We start from the raw sequence: 18,015 nt of genomic DNA, 5'->3' as shown, positions 1-18,015 counted from the left end.
TATGTCTGCCGTCGTCATTTATTCCAGCGATTGGTGCCCCTACTGCATGCGTGCCAAGCAGTTACTGGCCCGCAAGGGCGTGGACTTCGATGAAATCAAGGTCGACGGCAAGCCTGAGGTGCGTGCGGAGATGACCCGCAAGGCGCGGCAGACCTCGGTGCCGCAGATCTGGATCGGCAGCAGCCATGTTGGTGGCTGCGACGATCTGTATGACTTGGAGCGCGCTGGCACGTTGGATGCGCTGCTCGAGGCTTAGTACTCCCCTCATCTACTCAGTACCCACGACAAGAAGGCATTGCCATGACTGAACAAGCTAGCAACGGCGCCGCCCAAGGCGAACAGAATCCGCAGTTTTCCCTGCAACGCATCTATGTCCGCGACCTGTCCTTCGAGGCGCCGAAGAGCCCGGAGATCTTCCGTCAGGAATGGAGCCCGAGCGTTGCACTGGACCTGAATACCCGGCAGAAGCCGCTCGAAGGCGACTTCCACGAAGTGGTGCTGACCCTCTCGGTCACCGTGAAAAATGGCGAAGAAACTGCCTTCATCGCCGAAGTCCAGCAAGCCGGGATCTTCTTGGTCAAGGGTTTGGACGCCGCCGCCATGAGCCACACCCTGGGCGCGTTCTGCCCGAACATCTTGTTCCCGTATGCGCGCGAAACCCTCGACAGTCTGGTGGTGCGCGGCTCCTTCCCGGCACTGATGCTGGCGCCGGTGAACTTCGACGCCCTCTACGCCCAAGAGCTGCAGCGCATTCAGCAGCAGGCTGGCGAGGCTGCTCCGGCCAATTGAGCCGTTGCCGCAGATAAAAAGCGCCCTTCGGGGCGCTTTTTTGTACTGCAAATGTGCTGGCACAAGGTGGGCTGAAGCCACCCGGGCGGGAGGCCTGTCAGGGCGTGGCGAAGTCCTGCTGGCGCCAGGCCTCGTAGACGGCCACTGCCACGGTATTGGACAGATTCAGGCTGCGGCAGCCTTCGCGCATCGGCAGGCGCAGGCATTGTGCGGCGGGCAACGCGTCGCGTATGTCCTGGGGCAGGCCGCGGCTCTCCGGGCCGAATAGAAAGGCGTCGCCGGGCTTGTAGCGCACCTGATGATAGGGCTGAGAGCCTTTGGTGGTGAAGGCGAAGACGCGCGGCTGGCCGAGGCTTTCCAGGCAGCTGGGGAGATCCGCATGACGCTGCAGGGTGGCGTACTCGTGGTAGTCGAGCCCGGCGCGGCGCAGGCGTTTGTCATCCAGTTCGAAGCCCAGTGGCTCGATCAGGTGCAGGTGGCAGCCGCTGTTGGCACAGAGCCTGATAATGTTGCCGGTATTCGGTGGAATTTCCGGTTGAAAGAGGATCACGTGAAACATGCGCGGCTCCAAGCCTGAAGACGGTCGGCATTCTACTCCTGATTCGGGCTCGCGGCCGCGCCCTTGGCTGCAGGTGATCGGCTCCCTGGCGTTGTTCGGTTTTCTGATCGGACTGATGATCGGTCGTATGTTTCAACCCGAGCCACTGTGGCTGGCGAGTGTCGAGGTGACGGAGCAGGGGCTGCAGCTGTGGTTCAACGTCGAGCCGAAGGTGCGTGCCAGTCACATCGACGGGGCATTTTTTCTGCGCGTCGAAAGCCTGGGGCGCGAGCAGCAGGGGCAGTTGCACCTGCAGGGCAAGCTGGTCAATTGGCGGGTGCGGCGCGAGGGGCGGGAGTTGCTGCTGCGAGTGGTGGCGGCCCGTCCGCTGCGCGGCGAGTGGCGCGCTGAGGAGCTGGACGGGCGGTGGCGGCTAACGGTCAGCCTGGCGTACGAATAAAAGCGGGGAATCCCCGGCCTGCCTGTACCAAGGTCCCCGAAACTGGGATTGCTTAAGCATATGCAGACTGTGTGCCAGTTTTGTTACGGCGGCGCAACGCCCCGTTTTTGCTGGGTGCGGCGGTGTCGCGGGGAGTCGGGGCGCGGTGCCAGCGAGCGAAAATGTTCCTTGCCTGTGCATTGCGGTGCATCCTGGTGCCGATTCAGGGCATGGGTCGAAAAGACGGCTGCAATTGGTCGTTGCTGCGGCTAGTGGCCAAAACATGGCGCCTTGCCAGCCTGCCTCGAGGGCTGCCCTGTAAGCATCGCGCAACTGTATGCATCGGCTTATGAGAGGCCCTGTCTACAACTGCGTACCTGGATAAGCCCGGCGCAACCCGGAAACACCCTTGCGGATGAGCGCCAGCGTAATCCGGCTACGCTCTGCACTTGCCGCAAAAAAACGGGCCAGCGGCCCGTTTTTCTGTACTCGGTTCGCGCTTAGGCGTCGTCGCTGTCGTCGTCATCGCTGCCGTCGACCTTCATGCCCAGTTCCTTGATCTTGCGGGTCAGGGTGTTGCGGCCCCAGCCCAGCAACAGGGCGGCGTCACGGCGGCGGCCGGCGGTGTGCTTGAGCGCGGTTTCGATCATGATCCGCTCGAAGGCCGGCACTGCGCTGTCGAGCAGGTCCGACTGGCCGCGGGCCAGAGCCTGGTCGGCCCATTGGCGCAGGGCCTGTTCCCAATTGCTCACCGGCGCGCTGTCCTGCGGCTGGCTGAGCAGTTCCGGGGGCAGGTCGCTGACATGCACCTCGCGGCCGGAGGCCATTACGGTGATCCAGCGGCAGGTGTTTTCCAGCTGGCGCACGTTGCCCGGCCAGGGTAGGTGCTGCAGATAGTCCTCGGTCTCGCTCTTCAGCAGTTTGGGTTCGACGGCCAGCTCCAGGGCGGCGCGGGCGAGGAAGTGCCGGGCCAGGGTCGGGATGTCTTCGCGACGGTCGGACAGCCGCGGGATGTGGATGCGGATCACATTGAGGCGGTGGAACAGGTCTTCGCGGAACTTGCCTTCCTGCACCAGGATTTCCAGGTTCTGGTGGGTGGCGGCGATGATCCGTACATCGACCTTGACCGGCGTGTGGCCGCCGACCCGGTAGAACTCGCCGTCGGCCAGCACGCGCAACAGGCGGGTCTGGGTGTCGGCCGGCATGTCGCCGATTTCGTCGAGGAACAGGGCGCCGCCGTCGGCTTGTTCGAAACGGCCGCGGCGCAGGTTGGCCGCCCCAGTGAAGGCACCTTTCTCGTGGCCGAACAGCTCGGACTCCATCAGGTCTTTCGGGATCGCCGCCATATTCAGCGCGATAAAGGGCGAGGCGGCCCGCGGGCTGTGCCGGTGCAGGGCGTGGGCGACCAGCTCCTTGCCGGTGCCGGATTCGCCGTTGATCAAGACCGTGATATTGGAATGGGAGAGCCGGCCGATGGCGCGAAACACCTCCTGCATGGCCGGCGCTTCGCCAATGATTTCCGGGGTGCGCGGCTGCTCGACAGGCACCTGCAGGCCTTGTTGCTCCTGCGCATGCTGATAGGCGCGCTGGACCAGGGAGACCGCTTCATCGACGTCGAACGGCTTGGGCAGGTACTCGAATGCGCCGCCCTGGTAGGACGCCACTGCGCTCTCCAGGTCGGAATGGGCGGTCATGATGATGACCGGTAGGCGTGGGTAGAGTTCGCGGATCCGCGCCAGCAGTTCCAGGCCGCTGGAGCCAGGCATGCGGATGTCCGAGACGATCACATCCGGTTGTTGCCGGCTGAGGTGGCTGAGGACACCGTCGGCGCTGTCGAAGCTTTGGGTGGTCATGCCTGCCTGTTGCAGGGCTTTTTCCAGCACCCAGCGGATGGAACGGTCGTCGTCGACGATCCATACGGTTTCACTGCGACTCATGACGGAGTTACTCCTTGTTCAAGCGGCAGGAAGATCGAGAACAGGGTATGACCAGGATGGCTCTCGCACTCGATCAGACCCTGATGCTGACTAATGATGTTCTGGGTTATCGCCAGGCCCAGCCCGGTGCCGTCGGCACGTCCGCTGACCATGGGATAGAAGATGGTGTCCTGCAATTCGGCCGGGATGCCGGGGCCGTTGTCGATGATTTCCAGGCGGGCCACCAGGCGGTGGCGGATATGGCCGATAGTGAATTGGCGCAGGGTGCGGGTGCGCAGGGTGATGCGGCCCAGGCGCATTTCGTTCTGCCCGCCGATGGCCTGCATGGCGTTGCGCACGATATTGAGCACGGCCTGGATCATCTGTTCGCGATCGATCAGCACGTCGGGAATGCTCGGGTCGTAATCACGCACCAGAATGATGCTGCCCTGGCTCTCTGCCTCGACCAGGCTGGCGACCCGTTCCAGCACTTCATGCACGTTGGTCATCGCCAGCGACGGCAGTTTGTTCGAGCCAAGCATGCGATCGACCAGGTTTCTCAGGCGATCGGCTTCTTCGATGATGACGTTGGTGTAGTCCTTGAGTTCTTCGTTGGGCAGCTCGCGGGCGAGCAACTGGGCGGCGCCGCGAATGCCGCCGAGCGGGTTCTTGATCTCGTGGGCGAGGCCGCGCACCAGCAGCTTGGTGGTCTCCTGCTTGGACAGTTGCGCCTCTTCCTTGGTGATGCGCAGCAGGCGGTCGCGCGGATGCACTTCCAGCAGCAGCAGGGTCTCGCCGCGATTGAAGATCGGCGTGACCGAGTAATCGACGGTGAGGGTCTGGCCGGTGACGGCAGTCAGCACCGCCTCGCGCTTGTTGAACGGATGCGCCTGTTCGACGGCCTGGCGCAGCGCGCTCAGGGCCTCGGCCGACTCGGTGAACAGCTCGCTGATGAATTGTCCGTGGCTGCGCTGGCCGCTGACGGCCAGGAGCATTTCCGCCGCCGGGTTCATGTACTCAAGGCGCAGGTCGGCGTTGAGCAGCAGGGTGGCGGTGGTCAGGTTGTCCAGCAGCAGGCGGTGCAATGCGTCATTGATAGTCATATAGAGGGTCTGCTGATGTTTCGCTGCGAGCCGCGTTGCGCTGCCAAATGGTGCCAGGCAAGGCCGTTTCCGGCGGGCTTGCGGGCTACACCGCATCTCTGTGGATTGCGCGGGACGCCGGCAATGGCTGTTCCCTTGCCAAGCCGGGCAGCGCCGACGGGCACAATTTGGTGCGCAAGCCAAAGGGCGGGTGGCCGTTTGGCATGGCCCTGCGTTTCTCGACGCTCATTGGGAATAAGCAAACTTCACTCCTCGCGCCTAGTTCTGCGCCAAACGGGCCGGCGTCGCGGCCGTGACTAAATGTCAGCAGACCCTAAGGCTTGCGGCAATGCAGCAGGAAAATGCAAGAAGCAAACCAAAGCCCCGGAAAAATGCAGGGAATCAGAGGAATCGGCGGCGCTGGCCGTATTTCGGCGCAGGCACAGGGCATGTGGGCGAACCAGAATGGGGAGAGTATAGAAAGTGGTGCGGCTTATTGCACCACAATGGTGCGGTGGTTATCTGGCTTAGATAAAGGGGATGAAGGGAATGTCGCGCTTCTCCGGCGGCTTGTCCTTCAGTGGGCATTCCGGGCGCACGCCGTAGTCGGTTTTTTTGCAGGGTCGGACCATGCGCTTCTGGGCCAGCGATATGCGCAGCATATGCAGCGGTTGGCTCGGCGTGCGTTCCAGCGTGCGGCCCTGGGCGTCAACGATCTCGACAGCCAGTTGGTGGGTGCCGCGGTCGATATTTTCCAGCGGGAAAACCGGGCTGCGGCCAGTTTCGCCTGTCGCTTGGCCATCCAGCAGCAGGCGAAAGCTGTGCCCACTCTGCAGGGCCGGCTCGCTGCTGGCGGTGACGATCAGATTACCGGCGCTGTCGCGGATAGTGGTGTCTGGTTCCGGGAACAAGATACGCAGCACCTGGTAGGTGGGCTGCCGTGCGGTAGTGGCGACGGGTGCTGGCGGCGCGGCAGCCGGCAAGCTGGGCATGTTGTTGCTGGGCGTCAGCTCGATGCGTTCGGCGTTACTCTGCCTGGGCTGGTCGGTGAAGACGCGATTGCCCTCCGCGTCGATGTAGGTATAGACCTGAGCGGCAGCCGGTAGGCTCAGCAGGAGTAAGTACAGCAGTAGGTTGCGCATGGTTCAGCTGGCCGGTTTGGGTGTGGGGGGCGGTGGTGGTGGGCGCAGTGCTGGACTGCTGGTATTGACGCGCTGCACGGTGAAAGTGACGCTGGCGCTCTGTTGAATCGACTGTTCGCCATTGAGTATTTCAACTGCCAGGCTGTGTTCGCCGCGCTCTACATTGCTCAGCTGCAGGCGCGGTACGTTGCTTGGTTGGCCGTAAGGCTGGCCATCCAGCAGCAGGCGCAGGCGGTGGGTCGCGGCCAGGCGCGGCTCCAGTTGCACGCCGACACTGAAGGTGCCGTTGTTGGCGCGCATGGCTTCGTCGCTGGGGAGGCCGGTCAGTTCGAGTACCGCGTAGCTTGCCGGTGAGACCACTCCGGCGGGTGTGCTCGGTGGCGTGGTGAGCGGCTGGGCTTCCACGGTGTTAGTCGCGGGCAGCTCAACGGTTTCGGCGTTCTGGCCGTCCGGGGGCTGGTTGGTGAACACCGTATTACCGTTGGCGTCGGTGTATTTGTAGATCTGCGCGCTGGCCGGCAGAGCCAGTATCAGCAGTAGGCAGGTGAGTATCCGGCGCATGGCCATTCTCCCGATGGATGTACTGCTAAGACTTGCACTGGCAGGTCGCGCTGGCAAGGGTGCGGGTGTGGCAATTAGGGCTGGCGCAACAAATTGACTGTTAAGCGTAATCGCTCGCTGAGCAGGCACAAAAAAGGCCACCCGAAGGTGGCCTCTTGTCTTGCTTGCCGGTTTAGACGCTGTAGTACAGGTCGTATTCCAGCGGGTGTACGAAGGTGCGAACTTTGATTTCTTCTTCGCTCTTCAACTCGATGTAAGCGTCGATGAAGTCGTCGGAGAACACGCCGCCTTTGGTCAGGAACGCGCGACCCTTGTCCAGCTCTTCCAGGGCTTCTTTCAGGCTGCCGCAGACTTGCGGGATCAACTTGCCTTCTTCCGGCGGCAGGTCATACAGGTTCTTGTCGGCAGCATCGCCCGGGTGAATCTTGTTCTGGATGCCGTCCAGGCCAGCCATCAGCAGGGCGGCGAAAGCCAGGTATGGGTTGGCAGCCGGATCCGGGAAACGTGCTTCGATACGGCGGGCTTTCGGGCTGGAAACGTACGGGATACGGATCGAGGCGGAGCGGTTGCGTGCCGAGTAGGCCAGCATCACTGGCGCTTCGAAGCCTGGGACCAAACGCTTGTAGGAGTTGGTCGACGGGTTAGTGAAGCCGTTCAGGGCCTTACCGTGCTTGATGATGCCGCCGATGAAGTACAGGGCAGTGTCGGACAGGCCGGCATAGCCTTCGCCAGCGAAGGTGTTCTTGCCGTCTTTACTGATCGACAGGTGCACGTGCATGCCTGAACCGTTGTCACCGTAGAGCGGCTTCGGCATAAAGGTAGCGGTCTTGCCGTAGGCATCGGCCACGTTGTGCACGCAGTATTTCAGGGTCTGAACTTCGTCAGCCTTTTTCACCAGGGTGTTGAACTGCACGCCGATTTCGTTCTGGCCGGCAGTCGCCACTTCGTGGTGGTGAACTTCGATGACCAGGCCCATTTCTTCCATGGCATTACACATGGCAGTACGGATTTCGTGGTCGTGGTCGAATGGCGGAACCGGGAAGTAGCCGCCTTTGACGCCTGGGCGGTGGCCCTTGTTGCCGCCTTCGACGTCCTGGTCGGACATCCAGGAGCCTTGCTCGGAGTAGATCTTGAACATCGAGCCGGAGATGTCGGACTTGAACTTCACTTCGTCGAAGATGAAGAACTCAGGCTCGGGGCCGACGAATACGGTGTCGCCGATGCCGGTGGTCTTCAGGTATTCCTCGGCGCGGGCGGCGATCGAGCGTGGGTCGCGATCGTAGCCTTGCATGGTGCTCGGCTCGACGATATTGCAGACCAGAATCAGGGTCGGCTCTTCGGTGAACGGGTCAAGTACGGCGGTGTCGTCGACTGGCATCAGGATCATGTCGGAGGCTTCGATGCCTTTCCAGCCATGAATGGACGAGCCGTCGAACATCTTGCCGATTTCGAAAAATTCATCATCCAGTGCGTCGCGCGCGGGCATGGTGATGTGGTGCTGCTTGCCCTTGGTATCGGTGAAGCGCAGGTCAACCCACTTCACGTCGTGCTCTTTGATCAGTTGAATCGACTTCGACATGCTGTCCTCCAGGTGGATAAGGCTCGGAATGGTGAGCCCTCAATAATAGGGTGCGGCCGGGCGCGATAGTCCGCCAGGATAGCCTGCCTCACAAGAGAGCAAATTGCATGCCAGTGCACAAGGATGGGTTAAGCGGCTGAAACTCAAGCGTGACGAGGCCTGCGAATACGTGGGGCGAAATCCAATGCACCAAAATGGTTCTGCTGGGTAATTAATGCACCGTTAAGGTGCAGTCGATCGGGGTGGTGGTATTTTTGGTCAAAGCTTGCACAATTTCCGCTATAATCCGCGCCCCTGATTTTTAGTCGTCTTGGCATGTGCTGTTTTAATGAAACTGATCGTTAAAGTCTTTCCAGAAATCACCATCAAAAGCCGGCCGGTGCGTAAGCACTTTATCCGGCAATTGGCGAAAAACATTCGTTCGGTGCTGCGCGATCTCGATCCGCAGCTGCTGGTCAGTGGTGTGTGGGACAACCTGGAAGTCGAGACGGCGATCAGCGAGGCGAAAACCCTGCAGGCGATGATCGAGCGGCTCAGCTGCACGCCGGGTATCGCCCATTTTCTCCAGGTCGACGAATACCCGCTGGGTGACTTCGACGACGTGCTGGATAAATGCAAGCAGCACTTCGGCGACCGCTTGCCGGGTAAGGTCTTCGCCGTGCGCTGCAAGCGTGCCGGCAAGCATGCGTTCAGTTCGATGGACATCGAGCGCTATGTCGGCAGCCAATTGCGCCAGCAGTGCGGCGCCGCCGGGATCGACCTGAAGCAGCCCGAAGTCGAAGTGCGCATGGAGATTCGCGACCAGCGCCTATTCGTCATTCACAACCAGCACCAGGGCCTGGGTGGTTATCCGCTGGGCTCGCTGGAGCAGACCCTGGTGCTGATGTCCGGTGGTTTCGATTCCACGGTCGCCGCCTATCAGATGATGCGCCGTGGCCTGGTCACCCATTTCTGCTTCTTCAACCTGGGTGGCCGCGCGCACGAGTTGGGCGTGATGGAAGTGGCGCATTACCTGTGGCAGAAGTTCGGCCGTTCCCAGCGCGTACTGTTTATCAGCGTACCCTTCGAGGAAGTGCTCGGCGAGATTCTCGGCAAGGTCGACAACAGCCAGATGGGTGTGATCCTCAAGCGCATGATGCTGCGCGCCTCCACGCACATGGCCGAGAAGCTGCAGATCAATGCCCTGGTTACCGGGGAGGCGATTTCCCAGGTCTCCAGCCAGACCCTGCCCAACCTCTCGGTGATCGACGCTGCCACCGACATGCTGGTGCTGCGCCCGCTGATCGCCAGCCACAAGCAGGACATCATCGACACCGCCACCGCCATCGGCACCGCCGAGTTTGCCAAGCACATGCCAGAGTATTGCGGCGTGATCTCGGTGAACCCGACCACCCGGGCGAAGAAAGATCGTATCGAATATGAAGAACGCCAGTTCGATATGGCCATTCTTGAGCGTGCCCTTGAGCGTGCGACATTGCTGCCGATCGACAAGGTAATCGACGAGCTGGGCAAGGACATCAAGGTCGAGGAAGTCAACGAAGCCCTGGCCAGCCATGTCATCATTGACATCCGTCATCCAGATAGCGCCGAAGAGCAGCCTCTCGAGCTGCCCGGTATCGAAGTGCAAACGCTGCCGTTTTATGCCTTGAACAGCCGCTTCAAAGAGCTGGATGCCAGTCGCCAATACCTGCTGTATTGCGACAAAGGCATCATGAGCCGTTTGCATGCCCACCACCTGCTTAGCGAGGGGTATGCCAATGTGCGCGTTTATCGTCCGGCATAAGACGCCCGGGTTGAATGGCGGAAGCATCCGCCATCGCCCTCCCGACCTGCAGACGGGGTAAAAGCCGCTGCGCTTTTGCACCGTCTGGCCGAATTCGTATTTAGTTAATATCCGCCGCGTAGAATATGCGGCAAACCGAATCCTCTGATCGAGATACACAAGTGATCGAAAAACTACGCAACATCGCCATCATCGCTCACGTCGACCACGGCAAAACCACCTTGGTTGATGCCCTTCTGCGCCAATCCGGTACCCTCGAGCGCAACGAGCTCGACACCGAGCGCCTGATGGACAGCAACGACCAGGAAAAAGAGCGCGGCATTACCATTCTGGCGAAAAACACTGCCATCAACTGGAATGGCCACCACATCAACATCGTCGACACCCCCGGCCACGCTGACTTCGGCGGTGAAGTCGAGCGCGTGATGTCGATGGTTGACTCGGTGCTGCTGGTCGTCGACGCCCAAGACGGCCCGATGCCGCAAACCCGCTTCGTGACCCAGAAAGCCTTCCAGGCTGGCCTGCGTCCGATCGTGGTGGTGAACAAGGTCGACCGTCCGGGCGCGCGTCCGGATTGGGTTGTCGAGCAAATTTTCGACCTGTTCGACAACCTCGGCGCGACCGAAGAGCAGCTGGACTTCCCCATCGTGTACGCTTCGGCGATCAACGGTGTTGCCGGTCTGGAACACACCGACATGGCGGAAGACCTGGTGCCGTTGTACCAGGCCATCGTTGACCACGTGCCGGCGCCGAAAGTCGACCGCGACGGTCCGTTCCAGATGCAGATCTCCGCACTGGACTACAACAGCTTCCTCGGCATTATCGGCGTTGGCCGTATCGCCCGTGGCCGCGTCAAGCCGAACACTCAGGTGGTGGCGATCGACGCTCACGGCAAGCGCCGTAACGGTCGTATCCTCAAGCTGATGGGTCACCACGGTCTGCACCGCGTCGACGTGGAAGAAGCCGCCGCTGGCGACATCGTGTGCATCAGCGGCTTCGATCAGCTGTTCATCTCCGACACCCTGTGCGATCCGCAGAACGTCGAAGCCATGGTCCCGCTGTCCGTGGACGAGCCGACCGTTGCCATGACCTTCCAGGTCAACGACTCGCCGTTCTGCGGTAAGGAAGGCAAGTTCGTCACCAGCCGCAACATCAAGGAGCGTCTGGAAAAGGAGCTGCTGTACAACGTGGCCCTGCGCGTCGAAGAGGGCGACACTGCCGACAAGTTCAAGGTCTCCGGCCGTGGCGAGCTGCACCTCTCGGTACTGATCGAAACCATGCGTCGCGAAGGCTTCGAGATGGGTGTTGGTCGTCCGGAAGTGATCATCAAGCTGGTCAATGGCGTCAAGCACGAACCCTTTGAGAACGTCACCATCGACCTGCCGGAAGTATCCCAGGGCGCGCTGATGGAGCAGATGGGTCTGCGCAAAGGCGACCTGACCAACATGGTTCCGGATGGCAAGGGCCGTGTGCGCCTTGAGTACAACATTCCGGCCCGTGGTCTGATCGGTTTCCGTAACGAGTTCCTGACCCTGACCTCCGGTGCCGGCATCATGACCAGCATCTTCGACCGTTACGACGTGATGAAGTCCGGCGATATGTCCGGCCGTCAGAACGGCGTACTGGTATCGGTTGCCACCGGCAAGGCGCTGACCTACTCGCTGGAAACCCTGCAGGCGCGCGGCAAGTTGTTCGTCGAGCACGGCCAGGACATCTTCGAAGGTCAAATCGTCGGCCTCAACAGCCGCGACAACGACATGGGCGTGAACCCGACCAAAGGCAAGAAGCTCGACAACATGCGTGCTTCCGGCAAGGACGAAACCATTGCCCTGGTTCCACCGGTGAAGTTCACGCTGGAACAGGCTCTGGAATTCATCCAGGACGATGAGCTGTGCGAAGTGACGCCGAAGTCGATCCGCCTGCGCAAGAAAATTCTGGGCGAAAGCGAGCGTACCCGCGCTGCCAAGAAGGGCTGATAACCCGGTTGCATAAGTGAGCAAGCCCCCGCCAACGTGAGTTGGCGGGGGCTTTTTTGTGTCGGTGAGTTTTTTTCATAGGAAAGACGCCGCTGCTGAATTCACGGCGTCTGTGAAGTGGCCAGCATTCGTCTGTATTGGGTGAGCAGGGTCGACCGATATACTCGTGCACGCGGCTTTACGTGCAGGCACAGCTGCGACTTGGCGCAACACAGGTTGAGCACCATCGATTTGGGAAGTCAGTACATGCAATGGATCTTCATGCTGGTTGGGCTGGTGCTGGGGGCGTTGGTTGCGGAGTCGCCCACTGGCGCGGTGTTGGGTGGCTTGGTCGGCCTGGGTATTGCTCAGGCGCTCACGCTCAGAGGGCTGCAAGCTCAGCACGCCGAGTTGGCGAAGCAGCTGAAAAGCTTCGCCGAGCGCTTCGAGCAGGGTACCCAGGCCATCCATGAGCGGCTGCTCAAGGTCGAGGCGCCGCGTTCGGCAGCGGATGAGTTATTGCCGGTCACGGCACCAGCGGCCGAGATGGCGCCCGCTGCCCCCGAGCCCGAGCTGAGCTGGGAGCTGCCGCCGGAAATTCTCGCGCAAGCCGAGCTCCAGTCTGCGGCGGGCAGTGCCGAGGCCTGGACGCAGGCGGCGGAGCAACCGCGTGGCGCGCCCACCCCACGCAAGCCGGTCAAGCCGCGCGAACCTTCGCCGGTCGAGCGCGCCATCGCTCTGGCCCAGGCCTGGCTGTTCGGTGGCAATACCGTGCTGCGCATCGGCGTGCTGTTGCTGTTCCTCGGCCTGGCCTTCCTGTTGCGCTACGCCACCGAAGGCATGGTGGTACCGGTGCAGGTGCGTTACGCCGGGGTTGCGGCCAGCGCCATCGCCTTGCTCGGCCTGGGCTGGTGGTTGCGCCTGCGCAACCCGAGCTATGGCCTGATGCTGCAAGGCGCGGGCATTGCCGTGCTGTACCTGACGATCTTCGCCGCCATGCGCCTGCATCCGCTGCTCGAGCCGGCGCAGGCGTTCGCCCTGCTGCTGATCGTGACCCTCTGCTCGGCGATTCTCGCGGTGACGCAGAATGCCCTGGGGCTGGCGACCGCTGCCGCGCTCGGCGGCTTTGCCGCGCCCATCCTGACCTCGACCGGCAGCGGCAACCATGTCGCGCTGTTCAGCTATTTCGTCCTGCTCAACAGCGCCATCCTGGCCATCGCCTGGTTCAAGACCTGGCGCCTGCTCAACCTGATCGGCTTTGTCGGCACCTTCGGCATCGGTTTCGCCTGGGGGGTGCGTGCCTACACCCCGGCGTTGCTGGGGAGCATCGAGCCGTTCCTGCTGCTGTTCTTCCTGATGTACGTGGCCATCGGCCTGTTGTTCGCCAGGCGCAAGCTGACCGAGGCCGGGGCGGCGCCGCAGGAGCGCGAGGCCTTGCTGAGCTGGTCGGCGCGCCAGGGCGATTATGTCGACGCGACTGTGCTGTTTGGGCCGCCGCTGGTGGGCTTCGGCCTGCAATTCGCGCTGGTGCAGCATCTCGAGTTCGCCGCCGCCTTCAGTGCGCTGGCGCTGGGGTTGTTCTACATGGGCCTGGCGTTGCTGCTGGCCAGGCGCACGGAAGGCCGCGCCCTGCTGTTGGTGGAAACCTGTCTGACGCTGGGGGTGGTGTTCGGCACCCTGGCGATTCCCCTGGGCCTGGATGCGCGCTGGACGTCGGCTGCCTGGGCGGTGGAGGGCGCGGGTATCTTCTGGCTGGGATTGCGTCAGGGCCGCAGCCTGGCCCGCGCCTTCGCCCTGCTGTTGCAAGCGGGCGCGGCGCTGGCCTTTCTCGGCGAGCTGCGGCCGGGGTTGGATAGCCTGTTGGCTGGCCCGGCGCTGGGTGCGCTAATGCTCGGCGCGGCGCTGCTGTTCAGCTTCTACCGGCTGCGTCAGGCGGCTGACGGCCAGGCCTCGGCCTGGGAGCGGCGAGGCTTGCCGCTATTGGCCTGCGCCGGCTTGGCTTTTCTCTACCTGCTCGCGCCGCTGTGTTTCAACGCCGAGGCCACGGCGATCAGCTGGGCCTTGGCCGGCCTGGCCACCTTATTCATCGGTCTGCGCCTGCAGTCGCGCGCCTTCTTGTTCAGCGCCTTTGCCGTGCAGTTGCTCGGCGGGGCGCTGTTCCTACTGCAACTGGATGCTGCCTCGGGCATCGGCAGTGGCGCGTTTGGCGCCGGTTGGCGCGGCTTGCTGACGGCCTCGCTGATCGGCCTGGCGCTGATCGGCGGCATGTTGCTGGCGGCGCGTGACCAGCAGATCAGCAACGATAAGAAGCTGATGCGCGGGCTGTCGCTGGTCTTGCTGATCGGGCTGGTATTTATCAACCTGGCGGTGCTGTTCGTGCTGCCCTGGCAGAGCGCCAGCGCGGTGTGGGGCGGCAGCGGTTTGCTGGTCGTCTGGCTCAGCCTGCAGCTGCAGCAGCGCGCCAGTTTTGTCTTCGGCCTATTGCTGCAGGTGTTCGGCGGTCTGTCCTTCCTGCTCTCCAGTCCGCTGCTGTTGGGTCAGCTCGATAGCGACGGTCTGCGGCCGCTGGCCCACGCTGGCTTCTGGACTCCGGCGGTACTGGCTATCGCCGCCCTGATTGGCGCCTGGCGGCTACAGCAGGTGGCGCGCCGTGAGCAGGCCGCTACGCTGTCTGCCCGCAGCCTACAGCGCTTGTCGCAGCTGATGCTGGTCTGGGGTGGCGGCTGGTGGGCGCTGGCGCTGGTCAGCGAAATCGTCCGTTTCGCCGCGCCCGCGTTGCAGGCGTCGCTATTGCTGCTGGGCGCGGCCTCGAGCGTGGCGTTGTGGCAGTGGGGTGCCGTGCGGGCGCAGTGGCGGGCCATGGCGTTGCTGTGCACGCTGTTGGTGCCGGTCGCTGCGCTGATCCTGCTGTCTGCCTGGCGCCTCGAGTATCACCCGCTGGCGGACTTCGGTTGGCTTGGCTGGGGCGCACTGTTCGCCGTGCATCTGCTGGTGCTGCGGCGCCTGAGCGGTCTGCTGCCGGCCGGCGCGCTGAGCGCCGTGCATGTGCTGGGCTGCTGGCTGCTGCTCGGGGTCTTGGCCCTTGAGCTGCGCTACCTGCTCTATCTGCTGGCGGAGCACTACAACGCCTGGCGCTGGCTGGGTTGGGCGCTGTTGCCAAGCCTGTATCTGCTGCTGATGGCGGCGCCACGCCAGTGGCCGTGGCCGGTAGCGGCGTATTCGCGCGAGTACCGCCTGCTGGCGGCGACGCCGTTGGCGCTGCTGATGCTGGGCTGGTTCTGGCTGGCCAATATCGCCAGCGATGGCGCCGCCGATCCGCTGCCTTACCTGCCAGTGCTCAATCCGCTGGAGCTGGGGCTGCTGATTAGCCTGTTCGCGCTGTTCCAGTGGCTGCGCAGCGTCTTGGCGCAACTTGGTCTGGCGACGGTAGCGCGCGGCCAATTGCCCCAGTTGCTGGCCGGCGTTTCGCTGTTTGCCCTGCTGACGGCGGCGGTGCTGCGTGCATCCCACCATTGGGGCGGGGTGCCTTATCAGTTGCATGGGTTGCTCGAGTCGATGCTGGTGCAGGCGGGGCTGTCGATTGTCTGGACCCTGATCGCCCTGCCGCTGATGATCGTCGGCCACCTGCGCGCCCGGCGCGAGTTGTGGCTGGTCGGCGCGGCGTTGATTGGCGTAGTGGTGGCCAAGCTGTTCTTCGTCGAGTTGGGCAATCAGGGCGGTCTGGAGCGCATCGTTTCGTTTATCGGTGTGGGTGTGTTGCTGTTGATCGTCGGCTATTTTGCGCCGCTGCCGCCCCGGCAGGCGGTGCCTGAAACGGAGCAGGTGCAAGCATGAGTGGGTTTACCGGTGTGCGTGGATTGCTGCTGGCGTTGCTGGCCTTGGTCGCACCTCTGGCAGTGGGGCAGGACCGCGCCAGTGACTATGGTGTTCAGCTGCCGCTGGACCTGAGTGGCGAAGGCCCCTGGTATCGCCTGGAGCTGCCAATGGCTGTGCATATGGCCGCGCGTCACGCCGACCTGCGCGACCTGCGGGTATTCAACGGCGCAGGCGAGACTCAGGCCTATGCCCTGACCCTGGGCAGTGCCCGGCAGCGCGAGCCGCAGCAGGACGCGGCGGTGAAGTGGTTCCCCCTGCGTGGCCCGCTGAATGCCGAGCAGAGCCCTAGCGTGCGCGTGCAGCGCAGCACCAGCGGCACCCTGATCGAGGTGCTGGCCGACGATGCGTCGCGTGCCGAGCAACAGGTGTTGCGCGGTTGGTTGCTCGACGCCAGCGGCATCGAGGCGCCGCTGCAGCAGTTGATTCTCGATTGGAGCGTCGAACACGAGGGCTTTCAGCGCTTCAGCATCGAGGCCAGCGATGACCTGCAGCACTGGCGCGCCTGGGGCGATGGGCAGATTGCTCGTCTGTCATTTGCCGATGAGCGCATCGATCAGCGTGAAGTGAGTCTGCCGGGCCAGTCCGCGCGCTACTTGCGCCTGCTCTGGAGTAGTCCTCGGCAGGCTCCGCAGCTGTTGTCAGCGCGGCTGCTGAGTGCCAGCAGCGACAGGCTGGCGGCGCCTCTGACCTGGTCGGCGGACTTGTCGCCGAGCAGCGCCAAGGCCGGAGAGTACCAGTGGGAGCTGCCGCTGGCCTTGCCGTTGCAGCGCGTGCGGGTCGAACTGGCCGAGGCCAACAGCCTGGCGCCGGTGAGCGTCACGGGACGGCGTGAGGGCAAGGTGCAGTGGCAGCCGCTGGCGCGCGGCCTGCTCTACCGCCTACCGCAGGATGGCCAGGAGGTGCTGCACAACGAGCTGCAACTGTATGGCGCGCCGGTGCAGCAACTGCGCCTGCAGGTGGATGAGCGCGGTGGCGGCCTGGGCAGTGCCGCGCCGACCATCCGCGTGGCTATCCGCGCGACCCAGGTGGTATTCCTCGCCCGAGGTACGCCGCCCTATGTGCTGGCCATCGGCAAAGCAGCTGGCGCCGCGGCGAGTCTGCCGCTGAGTACCCTGATTCCCGGTTACGACGAGAAGCGTCTGGCTGCTCTGGGCGTTGCGACTGCGGCCGAGGCGCCATTGCTCGAGGCGGCAGACGCCGGGCAGACGTCAGGCTGGGACTGGAAGCGCCTGGGCCTATGGGCGGTGTTGCTCGCCGGGGTAGGCCTGCTGGTGCTGATGGCCTTGAGCCTGCTGCGGGCCAGGCCTGCCGCGCCCTGACGCAACAAAGCCGCCGTCAGCCTGGCTGGTGGCGGCTTTTGCGGGATGGTACTTCAGCTCAGCGCTTTCGGGATGTACGCGCAGAAACCGGGGCGTGGACCGATCTTGGGATGGTTGCGGCAGGTGTCCGGGCGCTTGTCGTAGATGGTGCACAGGCGGGTCTTGCGATCCAGGTACAGGCAGTCGTTGTTGCTCATGCGGATCAGGGTGAAGATCCCCGACTTCTGGTTGAACCGCTCGACGATGCCCTCCTTCTGCAGGCGTTTGGCGATATTCTTCGGCGGGTCGCCGCGCTCGAAGTCGTCGACCACACCGATGCGGATCAGATCGCCAATGCGCACCTCGACCGGCAGCGTGCAGCAGCTGGAATTGCAGCTGTGGCACATGTCGGGGGTGTATTTGGCCCAGGTATCCAGGCGGTCGATTTCGGCGGCGGCGATCAGGTTGTTCTTCATGGGGCTATAGGCGCGTGTTGGCTGGGCAGCGGGCGATGATAACGGCGTTGGCGGATTTGTGAACCAACATCTGCCGGCTGGTCGGTTTTGTTTGTTGGCCTGAGGCTGACGGTCCGGGACGCGAGCTCGCCTGGCGCATGCTCCGTCGGTGCGTCCATGGGGTGTGTGGGTTCGGGCTGGGCTTGATCGACCTCGATCATTTCAAACAGCTCAACGACCAATACGGCCATCTGGCCGGTGACGACGTGCTCAAGGGCGTGGCGCAGCACTGGCTGGATAGTCGGCGCGCCTCGGCTGCGCTGTTTCGGATCGGTGGTGAGGAATTCTTGCTGATCCTGCCGGGTGTCGATGTGCGGGAGGCGTGCAAGCGCCTGGAGTCGATTTGTCGGGGCCTGGCCGCCAGCCCGCTGCCTACGCGCAGCGGTGAACGAGCGGTAACCTTGTTGGCTGGCCTGGCGCTGTGGCCCGAGCAAGGCCGCGCGCTGGATGAACTCCTGCATGCGACAGAGGTCGCACTATAGGAGGCAAAACGGGCGGGACGTAACCGCGTGCAGGTATGCATGCAGGCTTAAGCCGTTCCG

The 18,015-nt window shown here is 63.0% G+C and carries 15 protein-coding genes; 8 read left to right on the top strand and 7 right to left on the bottom strand.

Translation table 11 applies throughout. The features are described from left to right. Window position 1 precedes the first annotated feature (1 nt). Both grxC and secB read left to right on the top strand, forming a co-directional pair. Entirely contained in the window at window positions 2-256 is a 255-nt protein-coding gene (gene grxC / locus VCJ09_RS21730) for a glutaredoxin 3 (protein WP_324732095.1), read from the top strand. A 44-nt stretch (window positions 257-300) separates the two neighbouring features. After that, window positions 301-789, top strand: coding sequence for a protein-export chaperone SecB (gene secB, locus VCJ09_RS21725; RefSeq protein ID WP_079203495.1), 489 nt, complete (start codon window positions 301-303; stop codon window positions 787-789). A 97-nt stretch (window positions 790-886) separates the two neighbouring features. On the opposite strand, the gene trmL is transcribed toward secB, so the two are convergent. Then, entirely contained in the window at window positions 887-1,348 is a 462-nt protein-coding gene (trmL, locus tag VCJ09_RS21720) for a tRNA (uridine(34)/cytosine(34)/5-carboxymethylaminomethyluridine(34)-2'-O)-methyltransferase TrmL (protein ID WP_324732094.1), read from the bottom strand. Here trmL and VCJ09_RS21715 point away from each other — a divergent pair. Further along, the gene (locus tag VCJ09_RS21715) at window positions 1,347-1,787 is read left to right on the top strand and encodes a hypothetical protein (RefSeq protein WP_324732093.1); all 441 of its coding nucleotides are present in this window, start codon (window positions 1,347-1,349) and stop codon (window positions 1,785-1,787) included. The two genes, trmL and VCJ09_RS21715, sit on opposite strands and share 2 nt — an antisense overlap. Window positions 1,788-2,266: 479 nt before the next feature. Here the strand turns inward: VCJ09_RS21715 and ntrC are convergent, their stop codons facing one another. From ntrC to glnA, 5 genes are all read right to left on the bottom strand, one after another. Next, window positions 2,267-3,703: a nitrogen regulation protein NR(I) gene (gene ntrC, locus VCJ09_RS21710; RefSeq protein WP_324732092.1), complete on the bottom strand. Its 1,437-nt coding sequence runs from the start codon at window positions 3,701-3,703 to the stop codon at window positions 2,267-2,269. Beyond that, the gene (glnL, locus tag VCJ09_RS21705) at window positions 3,700-4,785 is read right to left on the bottom strand and encodes a nitrogen regulation protein NR(II) (RefSeq protein WP_324732091.1); all 1,086 of its coding nucleotides are present in this window, start codon (window positions 4,783-4,785) and stop codon (window positions 3,700-3,702) included. The genes ntrC and glnL overlap by 4 nt, the downstream gene beginning before the upstream one ends. A 506-nt stretch (window positions 4,786-5,291) precedes the next feature. Next, window positions 5,292-5,906 carry a DUF4124 domain-containing protein gene (locus tag VCJ09_RS21700; protein ID WP_324732090.1) on the bottom strand — a complete coding sequence of 205 codons (615 nt, stop codon included), beginning with the start codon at window positions 5,904-5,906 and terminating at the stop codon, window positions 5,292-5,294. A gap of 3 nt (window positions 5,907-5,909) precedes the next feature. After that, on the bottom strand, window positions 5,910-6,467 hold the full coding sequence (locus tag VCJ09_RS21695; RefSeq protein ID WP_324732089.1) for a DUF4124 domain-containing protein: 558 nt from the start codon (window positions 6,465-6,467) through the stop codon (window positions 5,910-5,912). Between the two features lie 172 nt (window positions 6,468-6,639). After that, window positions 6,640-8,046, bottom strand: coding sequence for a glutamate--ammonia ligase (gene glnA, locus VCJ09_RS21690; RefSeq protein ID WP_324732088.1), 1,407 nt, complete (start codon window positions 8,044-8,046; stop codon window positions 6,640-6,642). Window positions 8,047-8,374: 328 nt separating this feature from the next. Here glnA and thiI point away from each other — a divergent pair, with 328 nt between their 5' ends. The 4 genes from thiI to VCJ09_RS21670 all read left to right on the top strand — a co-directional run bounded on the left by thiI (window position 8,375) and on the right by VCJ09_RS21670 (window position 16,979). Further along, complete coding sequence (gene thiI, locus VCJ09_RS21685; RefSeq protein ID WP_324732087.1) at window positions 8,375-9,829, top strand: tRNA uracil 4-sulfurtransferase ThiI; 1,455 nt, start codon at window positions 8,375-8,377, stop codon at window positions 9,827-9,829. Window positions 9,830-9,990: 161 nt separating this feature from the next. Then, a complete protein-coding gene (gene typA, locus VCJ09_RS21680; RefSeq protein ID WP_324732086.1) occupies window positions 9,991-11,805 on the top strand; it encodes a translational GTPase TypA in 1,815 nt (604 codons plus the stop codon). A 246-nt stretch (window positions 11,806-12,051) separates the two neighbouring features. Continuing rightward, on the top strand, window positions 12,052-15,618 hold the full coding sequence (locus VCJ09_RS21675; protein ID WP_324732085.1) for a DUF2339 domain-containing protein: 3,567 nt from the start codon (window positions 12,052-12,054) through the stop codon (window positions 15,616-15,618). Then, window positions 15,615-16,979 carry a DUF3999 domain-containing protein gene (locus VCJ09_RS21670; RefSeq protein WP_324732084.1) on the top strand — a complete coding sequence of 455 codons (1,365 nt, stop codon included), beginning with the start codon at window positions 15,615-15,617 and terminating at the stop codon, window positions 16,977-16,979. The genes VCJ09_RS21675 and VCJ09_RS21670 overlap by 4 nt, the downstream gene beginning before the upstream one ends. A 53-nt stretch (window positions 16,980-17,032) precedes the next feature. Here the strand turns inward: VCJ09_RS21670 and VCJ09_RS21665 are convergent, their stop codons facing one another. Continuing rightward, on the bottom strand, window positions 17,033-17,434 hold the full coding sequence (locus VCJ09_RS21665) for a YkgJ family cysteine cluster protein (RefSeq protein WP_324732083.1): 402 nt from the start codon (window positions 17,432-17,434) through the stop codon (window positions 17,033-17,035). Between the two features lie 137 nt (window positions 17,435-17,571). On the opposite strand from VCJ09_RS21665, the gene VCJ09_RS21660 reads away from it, so the two are divergent. Then, the gene (locus VCJ09_RS21660; RefSeq protein WP_324732082.1) at window positions 17,572-17,955 is read left to right on the top strand and encodes a GGDEF domain-containing protein; all 384 of its coding nucleotides are present in this window, start codon (window positions 17,572-17,574) and stop codon (window positions 17,953-17,955) included. Window positions 17,956-18,015 lie beyond the last annotated feature (60 nt).

This window comes from Pseudomonas paeninsulae (genome assembly GCF_035621475.1).
Taxonomy (GTDB): domain Bacteria; phylum Pseudomonadota; class Gammaproteobacteria; order Pseudomonadales; family Pseudomonadaceae; genus Aquipseudomonas; species Aquipseudomonas paeninsulae.
The sequence above is the reverse complement of the archived record's forward strand: the minus strand, read 5'-3'. Positions and strand labels throughout refer to the sequence as shown.